This is a genomic window from Providencia sp. PROV268 (assembly GCF_028477805.1).
GTDB lineage: Bacteria > Pseudomonadota > Gammaproteobacteria > Enterobacterales > Enterobacteriaceae > Providencia > Providencia stuartii.
The window spans coordinates 1-17,174 of sequence record NZ_JAMPLW010000024.1; the positions used below are offsets into that span (position 1 = coordinate 1).

Annotated in this window: 14 protein-coding genes; 2 read left to right on the plus strand and 12 right to left on the minus strand. The window is 43.6% G+C overall.

What is annotated here, in order from left to right; all coding sequences use genetic code 11:
* Window positions 1–77: 77 nt before the first annotated feature.
* The 4 genes from PR699_RS16180 to PR699_RS16195 form a co-directional block, all read right to left on the minus strand.
* Window positions 78–1,079, minus strand: coding sequence for an NAD-dependent epimerase (locus PR699_RS16180; protein WP_014657181.1), 1,002 nt, complete (start codon window positions 1,077–1,079; stop codon window positions 78–80).
* A gap of 156 nt (window positions 1,080–1,235) precedes the next feature.
* Complete coding sequence (locus PR699_RS16185) at window positions 1,236–2,147, minus strand: PfkB family carbohydrate kinase (RefSeq protein WP_014657180.1); 912 nt, start codon at window positions 2,145–2,147, stop codon at window positions 1,236–1,238.
* 2 nt (window positions 2,148–2,149) lie between these two features.
* Window positions 2,150–3,559: a cytosine permease gene (locus PR699_RS16190; RefSeq protein WP_004924182.1), complete on the minus strand. Its 1,410-nt coding sequence runs from the start codon at window positions 3,557–3,559 to the stop codon at window positions 2,150–2,152.
* A gap of 10 nt (window positions 3,560–3,569) precedes the next feature.
* The gene (locus tag PR699_RS16195) at window positions 3,570–4,580 is read right to left on the minus strand and encodes an ADP-ribosylglycohydrolase family protein (RefSeq protein ID WP_014657179.1); all 1,011 of its coding nucleotides are present in this window, start codon (window positions 4,578–4,580) and stop codon (window positions 3,570–3,572) included.
* Between the two features lie 171 nt (window positions 4,581–4,751).
* Here PR699_RS16195 and PR699_RS16200 point away from each other — a divergent pair, with 171 nt between their 5' ends.
* Window positions 4,752–5,492, plus strand: a complete 741-nt coding sequence (locus PR699_RS16200; RefSeq protein ID WP_014657178.1) for a GntR family transcriptional regulator — start codon at window positions 4,752–4,754, stop codon at window positions 5,490–5,492.
* Window positions 5,493–5,601: 109 nt separating this feature from the next.
* A complete protein-coding gene (locus PR699_RS16205; protein ID WP_004924171.1) occupies window positions 5,602–6,030 on the plus strand; it encodes a molybdopterin-binding protein in 429 nt (142 codons plus the stop codon).
* Window positions 6,031–6,082: 52 nt separating this feature from the next.
* Here PR699_RS16205 and PR699_RS16210 read toward each other — a convergent pair whose 3' ends face one another.
* The 8 genes from PR699_RS16210 to frc form a co-directional block, all read right to left on the minus strand.
* Entirely contained in the window at window positions 6,083–7,741 is a 1,659-nt protein-coding gene (locus tag PR699_RS16210; RefSeq protein WP_041705124.1) for an LTA synthase family protein, read from the minus strand.
* A gap of 91 nt (window positions 7,742–7,832) precedes the next feature.
* Window positions 7,833–9,701, minus strand: a complete 1,869-nt coding sequence (selB, locus tag PR699_RS16215; protein WP_150376185.1) for a selenocysteine-specific translation elongation factor — start codon at window positions 9,699–9,701, stop codon at window positions 7,833–7,835.
* The gene (gene selA / locus PR699_RS16220; RefSeq protein WP_004924163.1) at window positions 9,698–11,089 is read right to left on the minus strand and encodes an L-seryl-tRNA(Sec) selenium transferase; all 1,392 of its coding nucleotides are present in this window, start codon (window positions 11,087–11,089) and stop codon (window positions 9,698–9,700) included. Before selA ends, selB begins: the two co-directional genes overlap by 4 nt.
* A 22-nt stretch (window positions 11,090–11,111) precedes the next feature.
* Window positions 11,112–12,047 (minus strand): formate dehydrogenase accessory protein FdhE, encoded by a 936-nt coding sequence (fdhE, locus tag PR699_RS16225; protein WP_014657174.1) that lies wholly within the window; start codon window positions 12,045–12,047, stop codon window positions 11,112–11,114.
* A 315-nt stretch (window positions 12,048–12,362) separates the two neighbouring features.
* Window positions 12,363–13,079 (minus strand): YoaK family protein, encoded by a 717-nt coding sequence (locus PR699_RS16230; RefSeq protein WP_014657173.1) that lies wholly within the window; start codon window positions 13,077–13,079, stop codon window positions 12,363–12,365.
* Between the two features lie 38 nt (window positions 13,080–13,117).
* Entirely contained in the window at window positions 13,118–13,837 is a 720-nt protein-coding gene (locus tag PR699_RS16235) for a potassium channel family protein (RefSeq protein WP_040132612.1), read from the minus strand.
* Window positions 13,838–13,910: 73 nt separating this feature from the next.
* Complete coding sequence (locus PR699_RS16240; RefSeq protein ID WP_014657172.1) at window positions 13,911–15,644, minus strand: nitrilase-related carbon-nitrogen hydrolase; 1,734 nt, start codon at window positions 15,642–15,644, stop codon at window positions 13,911–13,913.
* 269 nt (window positions 15,645–15,913) lie between these two features.
* Complete coding sequence (gene frc / locus PR699_RS16245; protein WP_014657171.1) at window positions 15,914–17,170, minus strand: formyl-CoA transferase; 1,257 nt, start codon at window positions 17,168–17,170, stop codon at window positions 15,914–15,916.
* Window positions 17,171–17,174 lie beyond the last annotated feature (4 nt).

A 17,174-nucleotide genomic window follows, 5' to 3' on the forward strand; every position in this document is an offset into this window, starting at 1 on the left:
CCCGCAATTGCTATTTTCAAAACTGACCTCTCAAATCCATCTTAGTGTATGACAAGGGATCCTTCATCAGCGACAAATTACAGGTGATAGTATGACTGATACCAGTCAACAAACGCCTGCACCCCTTGCTCTATCGAAACTTGTGGGCGGTATCCCGTGACCTTAAATAAGTCTTCGGTATCGGCCCATGTGGTATACACATCCCCAGCCTGCATCGGTAAAAAGTTTTTGATTGCCTTTTTGCCCAGTGATTTTTCAAGTGCAGTAATAAAGTCAGTTAACTTCACAGGCTGACCATTACCGATATTGTATAAACGGTATGGCGCACGACTTTGTGCAGGTGAAAGAGAACCATTTTCTGGGTCTGCTTGTGGGATTATATCGGAAATACGGATAACCCCTTCCACGATATCATCAATAAAAGTGAAATCACGGCTGAGATTGCCGTTATTATAAACATCGATAGGCTCGCCCGCCAAAATTGCCTTAGTAAACTTGAATAAGGCCATATCCGGACGCCCCCACGGACCATAAACTGTAAAGAAACGCAGACCGGTGGTTGGCAACTGATAGATATGTGAATAGGAGTGTGCCATCAATTCATTGGCTTTTTTAGTTGCCGCATACAAGGAGACTGGGTGGTCGGTCGGCATATCGGTACTAAATGGAGTTTGCTCACTCATGCCATACACAGAGCTAGAAGACGCATACACAAGGTGTTTGACGTTTGCCTGTCGGCACCCTTCCAAGATAGCCAAATGACCGGAAAGGTTACTATCTGCATAAGCAAATGGATTTTGCAATGAATAGCGAACTCCTGCTTGAGCAGCAAGGTGGATCACACGGTCAAAATCTTCTTGGGTACACAACACCACGACTTTTTCACGGTCGGTAATATCAAGTGGAATAAAACGAAAATGAGGGTATTGCTCAAGAATATGTAGACGAGACTGTTTCAGACCCTGATCGTAATAAGCATTCATGTTGTCGATCCCAACAACCTCATGACCACTATCTAATAAACGCTGACATAGTCTAAAACCGATAAAACCTGCACTACCAGTAACTAAATATTTCATGTTAATTATCTTTTAGTATTAAACCATTCTCACGACTCAATATAAGCCGCATTCAATATCCATTTAGAGTTAAGACCTGTAAATGTAACAATGGTTTTATTTCTAAAGAAATAAAATAATGCTCTCAGTGAGCTATTCGAAAGTTTCTGGTATGGCTTATGATAGTGCAGATTGATTAATTTCACTTAATGTCGGTGCACCCGCGGGGCCTTGCTTACTGACAACGATGGCAGCAACTTGGTTACCAAAGTCAACACAATCGCGTAATGACCAGCCTTGGGATAATCCCGCCAATACTCCTGCGGTATGTGCATCCCCAGCACCAATCGTATCCACAACGGCAACTTGGTATGCAGGCACGAACAGTGGCTGTTGATTCGGTTGACATAGCCAAGCACCTTGGCTATCCAAGCGAACAATCAGCGTAATACCACGACGATACGCATACTCCGCTGACAACCTTACAAGGTCACCTTCACCACAGAGGAAACGCGCCTCATCACGGTTGACCGTTAAAAGGGTTCTATTGGCGGGTAATTGCTGTAAGAAATTCTGAGGAAGCGCTGCAAGTCTTGGTCCTAAATCTAAAACGAGGGTTTGTGTTGGGCAGTCATTCAGCAACCATTGTTGTAACGCTTCCCCTTGCAAGCAGCCTAGTTCGTAGCCGCTCGCATAGATAATACTGTCGTTCGGTAAAGCGAGAGTTTGTAGCTCCTCCCTATTCCACTCTTCTTCACAACCCGCGATAGAAATAAACGTCCTTTCGCCGTTAGGCTCTGTTAATGCAAAGCACCAACCATTATCTTGGGTTTCGCTAACGAAAAAAGGTGACACACCAAGCTCTGATAGCGCTTGGCGAACTCGCTGTCCCCATTGGCCATTGCCCACACGAATACCATTAATTATAGGGAGTTGTAGACGAGCTAAAGCACGAAGAACATTAAATGCACAGCCACCGATTTGCCAGCCGTGATCGTGGGCTGCGATATCTTCACCACTACGTGGCATTCTCGCGACGCTTAAAACGCAATCACCAGCAGCAGCCCCTATCACGGCAACGGTACGCATGATTAATCTTTCTCCGCTGAATGACTAAACATCAAGTATAAGCCGTAAAGCAAAAAGCTTAATACAAATGAAAGAAGAATGGATAAACTAGAGCCTTCAAAAATCCCTGTTGCCCAAGGCCCTTTAATAAACTCATTATCACTGACTAACAAGCCAGCCAGCGCACCTAACAGCCAGCACAGCAGCGGTATCCAACGAATTCCTGCGTTCGACTGACCAAACAGTTGCTCAAACTTATAACCTTGGCGACTACGCAATACGGCATAATCCAACATAAATACCGCTTCCCATGAGGCTAAGAACACGCCACAAAATAGTAAGAAAGCAATAAATGAATTAATAAATTCGCCTGAAATAAATAGGATATAAATCGCCACACCCATGACTAAAATAGCATCTATTGCGACCGCATAAACTTGGCGAATTTTTATGCCAATCGTCAGTAAGTTGAGACTCGCAGAATAGAGGCTTAGTACCGCAATAGTAATAATACCCGCAGTTGCCGTTAATAAATAAGGGATAGACATCCAACTTGGCAGCTCTGCACCAATTAACGCAATCGGGTTTTCAGCGGAAGCTAATTCCGGCAAGCGTGCCGACAGCAAAATCCCTGTAAATAACAGAATAAATAGCGGTAGCATCGCTCCAAATGTGACGGCATTAAAAATAGATGATTTTGATGACCGTTCGCTTTGATAACGGCTGTAATCTGCTCCTGCAATCCCCCAGCCAATACCTGTTCCTGCCGCAATAATTGAGACAGCAGGTAAAAAGCCCGTTAGCCAGCTACCAGAAGGCATGGATAACACTGCCTGCCAATCTGTATGCCAAATAATATACAGCGCGGCAATCAAGGTCATGGTGCCAAAGATACGCGTGATCCAGCTTTGCATAACCACAACCGTTGCTTGCCCGAGTAGGCTAATAGTGATAGCTAAACCACCAAATAACACCATACAGACAACGGTTAATGTCACTGAATCACTAAATCCAAGCACCTGAAAAAGCGCTTTTAATGTCAGTGTCCCAGTGATCATGTTGATGGCTTCCCATCCCATCAAAGTGACCCAACTGAAAAATGTCGGGGCTATATTCCCTGTTTTGCCGAAAATGGTTCGCGAGAGTGTTAGTGTAGAGGTGCGGCCTTTTTGGCCTGATAAACTGATGTAACCAACTAATGCGAAGCTGGCTATACCGATAATCGCCGCGAGCAGCGATTGCACGAAAGAGAGACGAAAAGAAACAATAATTCCGCCATAAACAATACCGAGGATCCCGATATTCGCGGCAGACCAGATCCAAAATAACTCAAGAGGAGTGGCTGTTCGCTCATGCTCAGGTACGATATCAATACCTGTATTTTCGATTTTCCATGCTTCATTTTTTTGTGCAGCGTCAGGTAGTGCACTCATTCAACTCTCCTTAATGACGTAAGGCGCTGAGTATTTTTGCGTAGGGATAAAAATCTATATTATTAGAATTGTTAATCATTGCAATCCATTCTTCAGGAAAAGATTGAATACCTGACAAAGCTCCCGAAATCGCTCCGGCCATAGCACCAATGGTGTCCGTGTCTCCCCCCAGGTTGGCACAATATTTCGCACACATGACAGGATCACCATTTGTTAGGTCAACTATGGCCAGAGCGCAGGGAATAGACTCTATCGTGTCCATACCGGCTCCGATAAAATCGTACAGCTCTTTAAGTGTTGTTTGAGGAGAGCATGTTTGCAACTCGCTAGCCTTCTTAAAGGCCAATAAAATTCGTTGGCCTAAAGATGGACTAAACGTTGAGGCATATAACTGTTGCACCTCATCGGCGAGTAGTGGAAGTTCTTGTTTTATTTGAGGCCATGGAGTTTGCTCGATAGCTCGGCTAATTGCCCAAGCAATGACACAGGCACCTGCAATCGCAATGTCCGACTTATGTGTCGGGATACAAGCCGCTTCAACGGTTTTTATAAATTGATTGCGATCAGCAGTTGAAGCAATGCACCCTACAGGGGCTATCCGCATTGCCGCACCATTGGTGACACCATTTGACACAATATCGTTAATTGGAACGCCTGCTTGAATAGCTAATAGAGATTGCTTGGATGTTGGTCCAAAAATATTTTTATCAAAGGCATTAATGCGGTCTGCCCACGCTAAAATATTTTGTGCAACCACCTTCGGCTCTACCTGACCATTACAAGCGATAATCGCATCCATTAACGCAATTGCTTGATGAGTGTCATCCGTCACTTCACCAGCACGAAACCCAATCGCGGCAATATTTTCGTCTGGCCCTGGTAAAAAGTGATCTATCCAGCCGAAAAATTGTTGAACTTTGTCTTGGCGCCATAGTTCAGAAGGCATGCCCATGGCATCCCCTGTAGCCTGACCATATAAGCATCCAAGTATCGCCGCTTCAATGTTGGGTTTCAGGCCCATTTTTACTCCCAGTACTTTCCTTAACAACACTAATTATATTAGCAGCAATTAAGTCCAATACCAGTCCAATCAGTTAAAAAATAATGCCAATGTAAGTCCAATCGATGATATTATGCATATCCTGAACTCTGTTATAAACTTAATTTGTTGAAAGTTTTATGGAAAAATACAATGCAAGTACGCTTTCTTGAATGGATTAAGAATCAACTAGATGTGAATTCCACAATGCCTCTGTATCGCCAATTGCAACAAGCGATTGAATCCGCGATTGAGCACAAAATTGTGGATGCAGGCGATTATCTTCCAGCAGAGCGCTATCTTGCACAACAGTTAAATCTTTCTCGAGTGACAATCAGTAAAGCAATGCAATCTCTTGAAAAAAAGGGAGCCGTTGTTCGGCAGCAAGGGGTTGGTACTCAAGTCGCAAAATATCTAGGTTATTCGTTATCACATGAAAGTGGTTTTACCTCTCAAGTGATTAAAGCAGGTGGTACAGTCACCACACAGTGGTTATTGCGCACACTCACCGAAGCAACGGCTGATATTGCCGCAAAATTAGGTTTAGCTGTTGGTAGCCAAATCGCGCAATTAAGGCGTATCCGTATCGCAAATGGTCAGCCTGTTTCTTTTGAAAATAACTATATTCCTGCTCAATATCTTCCTGAACCGGAAAAACTGACCGACTCTCTCTATGCCCTATGGGGGAGCCAAGGTATTACTTTCAATCATGTGCAACATAAAGTGAAAGCGATCAGTTGCAATGAAGAGTATGCAAATTGGTTAAACACAACGGTAGGGGCTCCATTATTACAGGTGAAACAAACTAGCACCCTGCAAGGTGGCGTGATCATTGAGTACAGTGAAATCATCTGCCGTGGGGATATCTATGAACTGGAGTTTAATTCACCATAACGCTTGGCGTGATCTTATCCACGAACACGATTGATAATTTAGATTACTTAAACATTTACCTTTATTCTAATTAATAGTCGTTTTTACTATTAAAGAGAGGGGGTAAATCATGCAGGTTTCTGCTCGTAACCAATTAATCGGTACAGTTAGTGAAATTAAAGAAGGTGCAGTTAACAACGAAGTGGTGCTCAGTTTAGGCAACGGAGAACAACTTACCACCGTCATTACCTGTGAAAGCTGCAAAACCTTGGGGTTAGAGGTAGGCAAAGAGGCGGTCGCTATTATTAAGGCCCCTTGGGTGGTACTCGCCACACCGGACTGTGGTTTGCAATTTTCAGCCCGTAATCAATTCAACGGTAAAATCAGCAATATTATTGAAGGCGCCGTCAACAGTACCGTTCTCCTCGTCACCGATAAAGGTGTTGAGCTAACCGCCGTGATCACCAATGAAAGTCTAAAAGAGATGGCGCTCACTAAAGGGGTCGATATCATCGCCTTAGTGAAAGCCTCTAGTGTGATCCTCGCGACTCGCCAGTGATTGCAGCGGAGATAAAAAATAGCGGAGCACAGCCCCGCTATTTTCCTACCCCTTATTCCTCGACGTTTTTATTCGCCGCCTGTAATGTGTGATAGATGTAGTGGTGATAACTCTCTAATAATTTTTTATCTTCACAGTCATCTAACTTGCCATCACACAAATGACGCATCTTAATATTCGCTTCATAGAACGGGGAAACATGTAAATTTGCGCGCTCTAATATTATCCCTCCAAGGAAGGCAATATCGGTTAACGGACCCGTTTTAATCTGATTACCCGATTTCAAATTATCACGTAACGTAAATTGTGTGATAAAGGCGGGGTTAGAAAATTCAGATTGATATTGATTTAAGCTGATCCCCGGCTGGTGGTCACCAAAATATAAAAACATTAATGGACGTTCGCGCTTCGCCATAAATTCTACAAAATCGCGTATCGCGTTATCAGACGCGACGATTTTTTCCATATAATGGCTAAATTCACCAACGGAGTCTGCATTTTTTACCTTCCCTTTTAAGCCATAATCATCATGATGGCTCTCTTTATAAGGGCCATGCTCATACATGGTTAACGAGAAAATAAATACTGGTTTATCAGTCTCTTTTGCTAAGATTTCTTTGACATATTTCAGCATATCTTCAGTGCTGATCGTCCATAAGTTATCTTGTAATTTTCCTGGGTAACCCAACTCTTGAGGCTGAATAATTCTATCGACACCTAATGTTTGATAAGCATGGCCTGAATGGTAAGCACCACGGTTAAATGGCGTCAGAACGACGGTATAATAACCATTTGCCTTCATCTCTTTAAACAAGCTGTTATTTAGATGGTCGACAATAAAGTAAAAGACACCACTTTTTTGCGAGCCAAAGTCATCACTGTTTAGCCCTGTTAAAGCGGCAAATTCAGACAACCAAGTTCCTCCCCCGAAAGTTTGCACTCGCATATGGCTATGCGCGATCAACTCGTTATCCTGTTGAAACATAAATAAATCGGGTAGTTTAGTGCCGTCTGGTAATTTATAGATGCTTGGATTAACAGTGGACTCTTGTAATAACAATAAGATATCCGGTTTTTCTGTTATATCAGATGCGGGTAATGATACCGTTGCCGCTTTTTGTATAAAATAATCAGATGAACCTTTAATTTGGGGGGAATGGTAATTTGAATTTTTCGCCGACATAACCAAGTTGGTAACGGTTCCTCTACCTTTCGGTAAGGTCTCCGTCCATTGGTTGTAATAATGGGAGGCCGCAAAGCTCGCGCCAAAATAGCCACCAACGCCAAGTAATATGCCGATTAATCGCCAAGAAAATGTTTTCGTTGGGCGTAATAGACGCCAACTAAGCACTGCATTAATGATTAACAAAATCAATAATCCGATCAATGCAACGCCAGCTAACCAATAATGCCCCAAGGTTCCCATATTTGACGTATCCATCATGATATTAATATCGGAATAAAATAATTGCTCTTTATAATAGTGAACTTTGAGTTGGTTAAGGAATTTAATAATAATAAACAGCGTACTGGTAACAACGGCAGAAAATAACCATCTAGCTGAGACAAGATAGAGCCCCCCAAAGATAACGGCATAAACACTTACCGAGATCAATCCGGGGTAAATCACACTCGTTTTCTCGAAGACTAGGAAAAGGGAAGCAATGAATATCAGTGTTAGATAAACGGCGGAAAATACTCTTTTCTTCATCGGGTTTACCACAAAATATGTAAGTATCGACGACCTCCAACAGATAAAGGCCGCCACAGACTGGCTATTTTAACTAATTTAGACGATAAATCTATTCAACAAAAATGCCTTTATCTCGTAAAAAGTGCCCATCGCCTTTGCGTCTAGTGAAGCCACTTCTATCGAAAAACTCAAGAATTTGAATCGCCAATTTCCGACCAATCCCTAATTCATTGCGAAAATCAGCGGCGCCTATTTCTCCTTTATGCGTACAGTAACGCAAAATAAGCTCGGCAAATTGCTTTATTTGATCACTACTGTAGTAGCGGTCACGGATAATCGCCGTCACTAGCCCCATTTGTGCCGCTTTTTTCATCGCACGTCGGACAGCGTCTTCATCATGATTGATTTCTTTAGCCAGATCACGGACCCACCATGCCTCGGCTCGAGGGAATAAAGGCGCTATTTGTTGCCAAATTTGTTGTTGTTCCGTATCAAAGACTAACCCATGTTGTGGCATGTGTAGCCAACCACGGGTCTGTTTAATACGCTCATCAGCAATCAACTCATTAATTAATTTAAAAACTAATGATTCACTTACTGTCGGTAATGCCATGCGTTTTAAGCGTGCTTTCCCAACCCCAATTTGGTCACTGTGCACTTCATGGAAATCTTCTAATGTTTGAACGAGCCGTTCTTTCGCCACTTGGGCTTTAAAAGCAGAAAGAGCCAAATCCCCTACGCGAACGAGTTCAACCTGTGATAATAGCTGTTCAAGGGCGGGCGGGGTTAATTGACGAGCCCAACTATAACGCTTTAAATCTAACTCACCATTAGGTAACTGTAATTTCAGATGGGTAAGTTCATCATTTGTCATACAGAGGCGAGTTAACCATTCAATGAATTCAGGTAATCTCTTACCTCGACGTGGAGAGGTAAGCCGGATCACTCTTGCTGACGCCAGTGTTTCTCGCGCACTAATATCACGAATGATGAGGCGGTCGTTATCCACAAGCCACAACGGTGTATCGAGAATGAGTTCCGCGAGTAAGGGCGTCGAGCCAAGTTCGGTTAATAATGAGACTCGACCTGTAATATGGCTCGCACCATGGTATAAATGGACCGGCTGCCAATGTTTAATCACCGAATCACACTCTAATTCAACAATCACTCTTGTTGCCGCAGCGAAAGGCTTCTCTGATAGCAGCCAATCACCACGTGTAATAGCCGCTTTATCAATATCTCCTGCTAAATTGAGTGCAACCCGGTCACCCGCTTGAGCTAGCTCTGCTGGCTGATTTTGGCGGTGGATCCCCCGAATACGAACAGTGGTGTCAGCGCCCGTTAACCATAAAGTATCACCAAGCTGCACTTGCCCTGCTAAGGCCGTGCCTGTGACAACAATACCGGCCCCTTTGACATGGAATACACGGTCAATCGCTAAACGAAAACGTTGTTGACGATTTTGGTGATCGGCTCTTTGCTGGTGTAATTGTTGTAAGTAAGCCTGTAATTCCGCAATTCCGCGTCCATCGTTGGCCGAGGTCACAAATATCGCAGCATCAGGCCAATCTTGGTGCTGTAGCTCATTTTTCACTTGCAAAGAAATGTGTGCAATTCGCTCTGCATCAACTTTATCTGCTTTCGTCAAAATAGCTGTTATATTTTGGCAACCAGCTAAACGTAAAATCGCTAAGTGCTCTCGCGTTTGCGCCATGACCCCATCATCACAAGCAACCACCAGCAAGGCATGATTGATCCCGCCGACCCCCGCTAACATATTCCCTAAAAATTTTTCATGTCCGGGAACATCGATAAAACCGATTGAACTACCATCTTGTTGAGGCCAATAAGCATAGCCGAGGTCGATGGTCATACCCCGTTTTTTTTCTTCGGGTAAATGCGCCGTATTCACCCCAGTGACTGATTGAATTAGCGATGTTTTACCATGGTCAACATGGCCAGCAGTAGCAAAAATCATGACAACAATACCTGCAATAATCCATGTTCATCATCTAAGCAACGGAGATCTAGCCATAATTTGCCATCTTTTAATCGACCAATTACTGGTTGGTCGGTGTGACGCCAACGTGCCGTCAGTAAGGCCAACGTATTGCCCCGCCCATCAAATGGCGTAAACGTCACAGCATAACTCGGTAGCCTATCAATCGGTAATGAGCCGCTACCAATTTGGGATAAACAAGGCTCCATTTCTACGACAAATTTATCGCCATAGAAGGCTTGTAATGGAACGATCAAACGTTCAGCTCGCGCTTTGATTTCATCGGCACTACGTGTTAACCAGCGTAGTGTTGGAAGCTCCGTGACCAGTTTTTCGGGCGTTAAATAGAGTTTTAATGTGGCCTCTAATGCGGCTAACGTCATTTTATCAGCACGTAAGGCACGCTTAAGCGGGTGCTTTTGAATGGCTTCAATCCACTTTTTCTTCCCGAGAATAATCCCTGCTTGCGGCCCTCCCAGTAGCTTATCCCCAGAAATAGAAACAAGGTCAATCCCTTGAGCAAGGTACGTTTGCGGCATTGGCTCGGCAGGTAGTCCATAGGCGGTCATATCGATCATTGATCCGCTGCCTAAATCAATTGCGGTCGGCAACTGATGCTGTTGACCTAATTCCGCCAATTCAGCGCCTTCAACTTCTGCGGTAAACCCCTCAATACTGTAGTTGCTGGTGTGCACCTTCATCAATAACGCGGTTTGCTCATTAATAGCGCCCGCATAATCACGCAGGTGAGTCCGGTTGGTTGTTCCTACTTCGACTAATTGGCAACCTGCTTGTGCCATCACGTCCGGTACTCGGAAAGCACCGCCTATTTCAACTAATTCGCCACGTGAAACAATAACTTGCTTGCCTTGAGCCACCGTCGCCAAAAGCAATAATACGGCAGCAGCATTATTATTCACAATGCAAGCATCTTCGGCGCCCGTGAGTTGGCATAGCAATTCAGCCAAAGCGCGATCACGATGCCCTCGCGTCGCGCCATCAAGAGAGTATTCCAAAGTCACAGGTGAGCTCATCACCTTATTAACGGCAGCAATCGCTGAAGAGGCCATCACCGCGCGACCAAGGTTGGTGTGCAGCACCGTTCCCGTCAGGTTAAATACGGGTTTTAATGCGCTTTCTTGTAAAGCACCATGGCGCCTAACCAACTCAGCAACCCAATCAGGATGCCAAGCGGGCAACTGACTATGTTGTCGGATATACTCGCGAGCTTGCTGTTGCATCTCTCGCAACTGCTCGGTTACCCAGTGGTGTCCTGACTCGATGACGAGGGTTTGCACCTCGTCAAGTTGGAGGAGTTTATCAACAGCAGGAAGCTGGCGGTATAGTTCGGCGGTGGAGTCTGCCATCGTGATTACTCTCTTTTAGTGACTATTTTTCACCGGGAAATAAAAATGGGTTAAGGCTACTACGGGCAAAGCCCTCTTCTTCCATCCGAGCATCTAGGATGATAGACGCCAGATCATCAGCAACGGCTTCGACTTTCGCATCTTTTTCTTGATAAAGAATTTTGAGATAACTACCGCAGTCACCACAACTTTCTGCTTTTACCGCAGCATTCTCATCATCAAGAGACCAATAGTGGAGATCACGGGTTTGTTCACAGTTACTGCATTTGACACGTACCATATGCCATTCTGTTTCACACAGGTTACAGTGCAAATAGCGTAGGCCTTGCGTTGTGCCAATTTGTACAATGCTAGACACAGGCATGCTGTTACAAACGGGGCAGAAGTGGCGATGATCACCATGTTCAGCGCGCGCTTTTCCGGGAATTTGTGCTGCCATTTGTGCCCAATACACAGACAGTGCCGCCCAAATAAACATGGATTTATCAGCGGGAACCTTCTCAAATTGCTCGTTAAGTAGCGCGGTCGCCATCTCTTCAAGCTCATTTTCAGACGCCTTATCGAGATTCTCTAATGCAGGGCGTACTGACTCTGGAACCACTGGTAATAATTCAGCAATAATCGCATTTAATAACTTATGCCAATGGGCTGTACGTGGGAATGTTTTCGCATCAAGAGGCGGATTATTGGTCGCCGTTGCGCGCTCTAATACCGCATTCATATCCATTTCTAAAGGATTATCATGCTGCGCATTGTTTTGTGCTGTTGCCACTTCCGCTGCAAAATTAAGATAATCTGCAAAAGGATGTTCATCCACACCCAGTGCTTTTAATCTTTCTGCGCGTCGTTGATACAGATTTTTTAAATTCGGGAATAGGACAGGCGGGATAAAACCAATACCTTTTTCTTTTAGTCTTTCTTGCCCTAATTCTTCTTTAGGGACGATACGAATACCCATCGCATTGCTCTCTTTCAAATTTTTAAAATGATAGCTCTAGGGGATTTCCCTAGAGCTATCTATCGTATTGTATGCTTATCAGCGGAAATTGCTGTTATCTATCGCTCAGGATAAAACAAAAGTCGCTCAGTAGCCACCTTGTTCCCTTTGTATCGTGCGTATCGCCTGCTTTTTATATCAGAGCGAAGCAATCTTTATACCGTTTCTTTAGATGAGGTGATGTGGGGAAGGAAATGATGATATTAAAGATAATGGGTGATTTCACTACGCCTGAATATCACCCATATCGCGTTATATTTGTTAAACGGACTCAGACTAATTTGAATCAATAGGTAAGCTACTGTCTTCTTTTGCGAAATGTCGCCCCATGGTAAAAATCAAACATAATGGGATTAGGGTAATTAATAATGCGTACTCTCTCGCATAGTCAGCTAACATTGCCATCATAAAAGCACCACCAGCAAAGCCAAATAAGGTTAAAAAGTAGCAATAACTTTTGTATAACGCCTCTTTGCGCTCTTGCCCTTTAAATGCCACGGATTCTGCTAATGAGCTAAAACCTAATTGTACGTTAAGTGTCACAGCAATATTGCCATATAACATGCCATTAATTTTATGGAACGCATTACCTTGCATACCCGCAATAAACGATAGCGCCCATACCGCGTGGAAACCACTTGCCTCCACTTTAAAAAAGTAAATATAAGCAATGAGCAGTAACAGCAGTATGATTTCTAAAGATAGCAGCGTAAATGTCCATGTTTTCTCATCGGTATTGTATTTATAACGTAATAACGCCAATAACATAGCACCTGCGCCAAACGAAAAAATTGCAATAACATAAGGAATTACCGCCGTAATACCGTGCTTAGCAAACTCATAGCCTAACATGATGATATTACCCGACTGAAAGGTAGCAAATGATTTGGTCGTAAAAAATGCATAGCCATCGAGCATACCTGATGTGATTGCCAATAAAAACGCGATGGTCGGCAATTGCATAAATGGAATTTTGGGTGTTGAAGTTGTCATTGTGATTAAACCTATCAATATATTGTTATTTTTAGCGATTACAGTGCATCTGGATTTTCTGAGGCTGCTTTTTTGGTTTGGCTTAAGCGACTGATCACTGAGGTAATATAAACGGTAAATATTGGAAATACCGTCATCCCTGTCGCTGCCAATACAGTGGTAATGACTTTTCCTGCGGTTGTCACAGGAATGATATTCGAGCCCAATGTCGTTACCGTCATTGCCGCCCACCAGATCGCATCACCATAATTTTTAACTTCAGCGTTATTGCCTCGTTCAAAAATAAAAAAGATCAAACTGATAAAATACACTGTTGAAAAAAGTAGAATAATATAAGAGAGAAAGAGTGCCGTGGTGTTTCGTTTTACAACCATCATCATGAGCATCACAAAAGCGGCTCCGCCACGAAATAAAGGAATAAAACGAATTAAATAAATTTGTTCTTCCGTAAATTGAATCGATGTGTAATCTAAAATAGTCAAATACGGAATCGAAAGAAAAATAATAATAAAATATTTAGCGATAAACTTTTTTCTATTTTTCGATAGAAATAAAAAAATGAAAAAATCGATCGTAAAATAAATACAAATCCAAAATTGAATATCGAAATAAATCGAATGCGCCAAAAATGGATCATGCCGAAATGTCTCTAGAGAAATACTTGCAATCAAAAATAGCGAAGCCACAACACCGAGAAAATGCAGTGTTTTGATCAGGGTTTGCTTGCTATAGAGCGTTTGAGGTGCTGTTATGTTCATTTTATCTTTATCATCAAATAGGTAGGTAACCTATTCGATTACCTACCTAACAACATGAATATAGGTAAAGGGTTTAAGACACAAGCGGCGTGAACCAAATCGCCTGTTGCCCACTGATCAGGCGTTCCTGATTGATCCACGTAAACGGTGCTGGTACTTGCGCTTGTAGCCTAACATCAGATGCACCACGCTCTGCGGTCAGAGTCGGTGTTAATACGACTGGCTCAGGCCCATAAATTGCCGCTGAGGTGAAGTCTCGTTCTTGACGCCCCCCACACACAACCCATAGTTGGTTTAGCGTCGCTATTGCATAAGGAATAAAGTCGGCTCGTCCTGTTGGTGGATTCTCCACCGAATAGAGATGGCTTTCGATTTCAACACGTAAATCACTCGGCATTCCAGCAGGGGCCGCAATAATGTCGGCACGTAACGTGCTATAAAGTCCGCCAACTTCGAGCATTTCTAACTCATGTGCCGCCGCCAACGCAATGCGCCCAATCGGTGTAGCGGTAACACTCATGACGTTCCCAGCACTCGCCCAACCTTTATCACGCTCATTCAAGTGAGTAACACGGTATCGTGCTAAAATATCGCCCGTAGGACCCGCTAATACAACCGTGTGATAGAGTTTATCGACATCAATTTCAGGGTAACTCCCAACAACATAGCCTTTCCCATCAGCGGCTATTTTACTGAGCGTCTGCTCAAAGGTTCCCCCCTGCTTCTGCGCGTGAGACAACAGTACATTAGGGTCATTGGTGTACGGCAGTGCTGAAAACTCGGGTAGTACCAGCAACTCATTTTCACCCACTGTTGCCGAAGCCAAGTCAGAGGTGGATTTATCCCATTGAGCAGCAATGAATGTTGTTTGCGTTTTAGTGGTTGTCGCATTGATATCGGTCGGGCTGCGGTGAAAAGCCAGCGTAGGAAAATATAATTCAGGGCGACGTTTCGCCAGTATTGCTTCTCGCTGTTTATCTGCCTCATTAAGGTCGATAGTCGCACAGAAAATACCATTCAAACCCGGCTCTAATTCAAGTGGACTTAACACAGGAGATTGAGCCACTTTATGGCCTGAAGGCGCCCATATACTCGACCCACCATTATAGTAAAGCTGACCTTGTGTGATTGGATTTGTTTCAATGCCACTACGCGTAGCACAAATAACCCACATCCCATTAAATGCGCTCATATGCTGAACATGTGCAATGGTTGAGTGATCACCTAACATTTCTGCGGGCGTTGCATCAGGCATCATACGGTCCGATACTGAATGCCATCCCAAAATTTGGGCACCTTCTAATGCCGCTAAACGCGCATATTGCCAATAAGTATCATCATAGCAAATTAATAATGCTATACGCCCAATCGCGGTATCAAATGTTTTCACCCCCGTATTTCCCGGTGCAAAAACTTTTTGGTCTTGAGAGTTCAAACCAATTTTGCGATATTTACCAATAATCCCTTCCGGCCCCATTAAAACGGCTGAGTTATAAGCTAATCCGGTCTCGGTATCACGTTCTGCAATACCAACACTCATATACATCCCTGTACGCGCCAATATGGGTAAAATTGCCGCCGTTGTTTTTCCTGGGATAGTATCTAAATAAGGTGCTAATTCTGCTGAATCAGAAAATAAATAGCCACTTACTGCCGTTTCGGGGAATACCGCATAATCAACGCCTTGTGCCGCCACTTTTTCCGCTGCTTCCGCGAGACGGCGAATATTCCCCTCTAAGTCGCCCCAAGCGGGAACAAAATCAACAGCAGCAACTTTACTGCTTTTCTTCACTGTTAAATGGTTCATGCTATTCGTCCTTATTTAATAACCACCGTTATTGTCAGAAGTCATATAAAGCAGCCCAACTATTGGCTAAACCAACAAATAACGAATATTCAAAAAATGGATGAGTGAAGCCGCCTCATCAATAATGATGAGGTAACAAACTTCTTAATTGATTTATTACGTTTATTTAATTAATGCGTAGCACTCTTATTTCGATATCATTAATCTCTATTATTTAGCCGCAGCCCAATTAATTTATTTAAATAATAAAATTAATTGGGCTGGATAATTTAAATAACTTTTTTCGTTTTCATTTCAGCTATTTGTTGTTCGCTATAGCCTAACTCTTTTAAAATTTCGCTATTATGTTCACCTAAAAGTGGTGCACTTTTTATTTCAGGCGTAAAAGCTGAAAATTTCATTGGGCAACCCACCGTCAAATAATGGCCTCTCAATGGTTGCTCTACTTCAACAATAGAGCCACTGTCACGCAAAGATGGGTCATACATAATCTCTTTCATACTCAAAACCGCCGAGCAAGGTACGCCGAACTGGTCAAAGTAATCTGTTAGCTCATGTTTATCTTTGTCTTTAGCAATCTCTTCAATAGCATCCCAAACATCTTGGATATGGCTGACCCGTGCTTCTGTGGTTGCAAAGGCAGGATCGGTTTTCCACTCAGGTTTACCTAATGCATCACAGGTATTGGCCCAGTTGTGATCTTGATTGATAAAATAGATATAGGCATTCGGGTCATGATCACTCCCTTTACATCGCAACATCGTTCCCGGTTGCCCTCCACCGCTGGCATTACCGCCACGCGGTACTGCATCACCAAATGAACCATTTGGATATTGAGGATACTCTTCTAAAAAACCGAGTTTTTCGAGGCGTTGCTGGTCACGCAATTTAACGCGGCATAGGTTAAGCACGGCATCTTGCATCGACATAGTGACACGTTGCCCTTTCCCCGTTTTCTCACGTTGCAGTAATGCCGCTAATAAACCAATTAATAGATGCATACCAGTATTGCTATCGCCTAGTGCCGCTGAACTCACAACCGGTGGACCATCAGGAAAACCCGTTGTTGATGCGGATCCCCCCGCGGCCTGCGCAACGTTTTCGTAGGCTTTCACATTCGCATAAGGGGAGTTTTCATTGAACCCTTTGATGGAGCCAAAAATCAGGCGTGGGTTTAGCTGTTGAATGACTTCCCAGGTAAACCCCATATGGTCAATCGCTCCCGGATGGAAATTTTCAACCAAAATATCCGCTTGGCGGATCAGCTTTTCCATCACCTCTTTGCCTTCAGGGGTTTTCGTGTTCAGCTCTAGCGAACGCTTATTACTATTGAGCATGGTAAAATACAATGCATCAACATCAGGAATATCTCTAAGCTGGTTACGAGTGACATCCCCAATACCCGGTCGCTCAATTTTTATTACATCTGCCCCGAACCAAGCCAACATCTGAGTACATGATGGGCCAGACTGTACCCCTGTAAAATCAAGAACACGAATGCCTTCAAGTGGAAGTGGAAAAGCCATAATC

Excerpts from the sequence above, each read along its gene's own strand:
- PR699_RS16180 (WP_014657181.1), bottom strand. The coding sequence starts at position 1,079 with ATGAAATATTTAGTTACTGGTAGTGCAGGTTTTATCGGTTTTAGACTA.
- PR699_RS16185 (WP_014657180.1), bottom strand. The coding sequence starts at position 2,147 with ATGCGTACCGTTGCCGTGATAGGGGCTGCTGCTGGTGATTGCGTTTTA.
- PR699_RS16190 (WP_004924182.1), bottom strand. The coding sequence starts at position 3,559 with ATGAGTGCACTACCTGACGCTGCACAAAAAAATGAAGCATGGAAAATC.
- PR699_RS16195 (WP_014657179.1), bottom strand. The coding sequence starts at position 4,580 with ATGGGCCTGAAACCCAACATTGAAGCGGCGATACTTGGATGCTTATAT.
- PR699_RS16200 (WP_014657178.1), top strand. The coding sequence starts at position 4,752 with ATGCAAGTACGCTTTCTTGAATGGATTAAGAATCAACTAGATGTGAAT.
- PR699_RS16205 (WP_004924171.1), top strand. The coding sequence starts at position 5,602 with ATGCAGGTTTCTGCTCGTAACCAATTAATCGGTACAGTTAGTGAAATT.
- PR699_RS16210 (WP_041705124.1), bottom strand. The coding sequence starts at position 7,741 with ATGAAGAAAAGAGTATTTTCCGCCGTTTATCTAACACTGATATTCATT.
- selB (WP_150376185.1), bottom strand. The coding sequence starts at position 9,701 with ATGATTTTTGCTACTGCTGGCCATGTTGACCATGGTAAAACATCGCTA.
- selA (WP_004924163.1), bottom strand. The coding sequence starts at position 11,089 with ATGGCAGACTCCACCGCCGAACTATACCGCCAGCTTCCTGCTGTTGAT.
- fdhE (WP_014657174.1), bottom strand. The coding sequence starts at position 12,047 with ATGGGTATTCGTATCGTCCCTAAAGAAGAATTAGGGCAAGAAAGACTA.
- PR699_RS16230 (WP_014657173.1), bottom strand. The coding sequence starts at position 13,079 with ATGACAACTTCAACACCCAAAATTCCATTTATGCAATTGCCGACCATC.
- PR699_RS16235 (WP_040132612.1), bottom strand. The coding sequence starts at position 13,837 with ATGAACATAACAGCACCTCAAACGCTCTATAGCAAGCAAACCCTGATC.
- PR699_RS16240 (WP_014657172.1), bottom strand. The coding sequence starts at position 15,644 with ATGAACCATTTAACAGTGAAGAAAAGCAGTAAAGTTGCTGCTGTTGAT.
- frc (WP_014657171.1), bottom strand. The coding sequence starts at position 17,170 with ATGGCTTTTCCACTTCCACTTGAAGGCATTCGTGTTCTTGATTTTACA.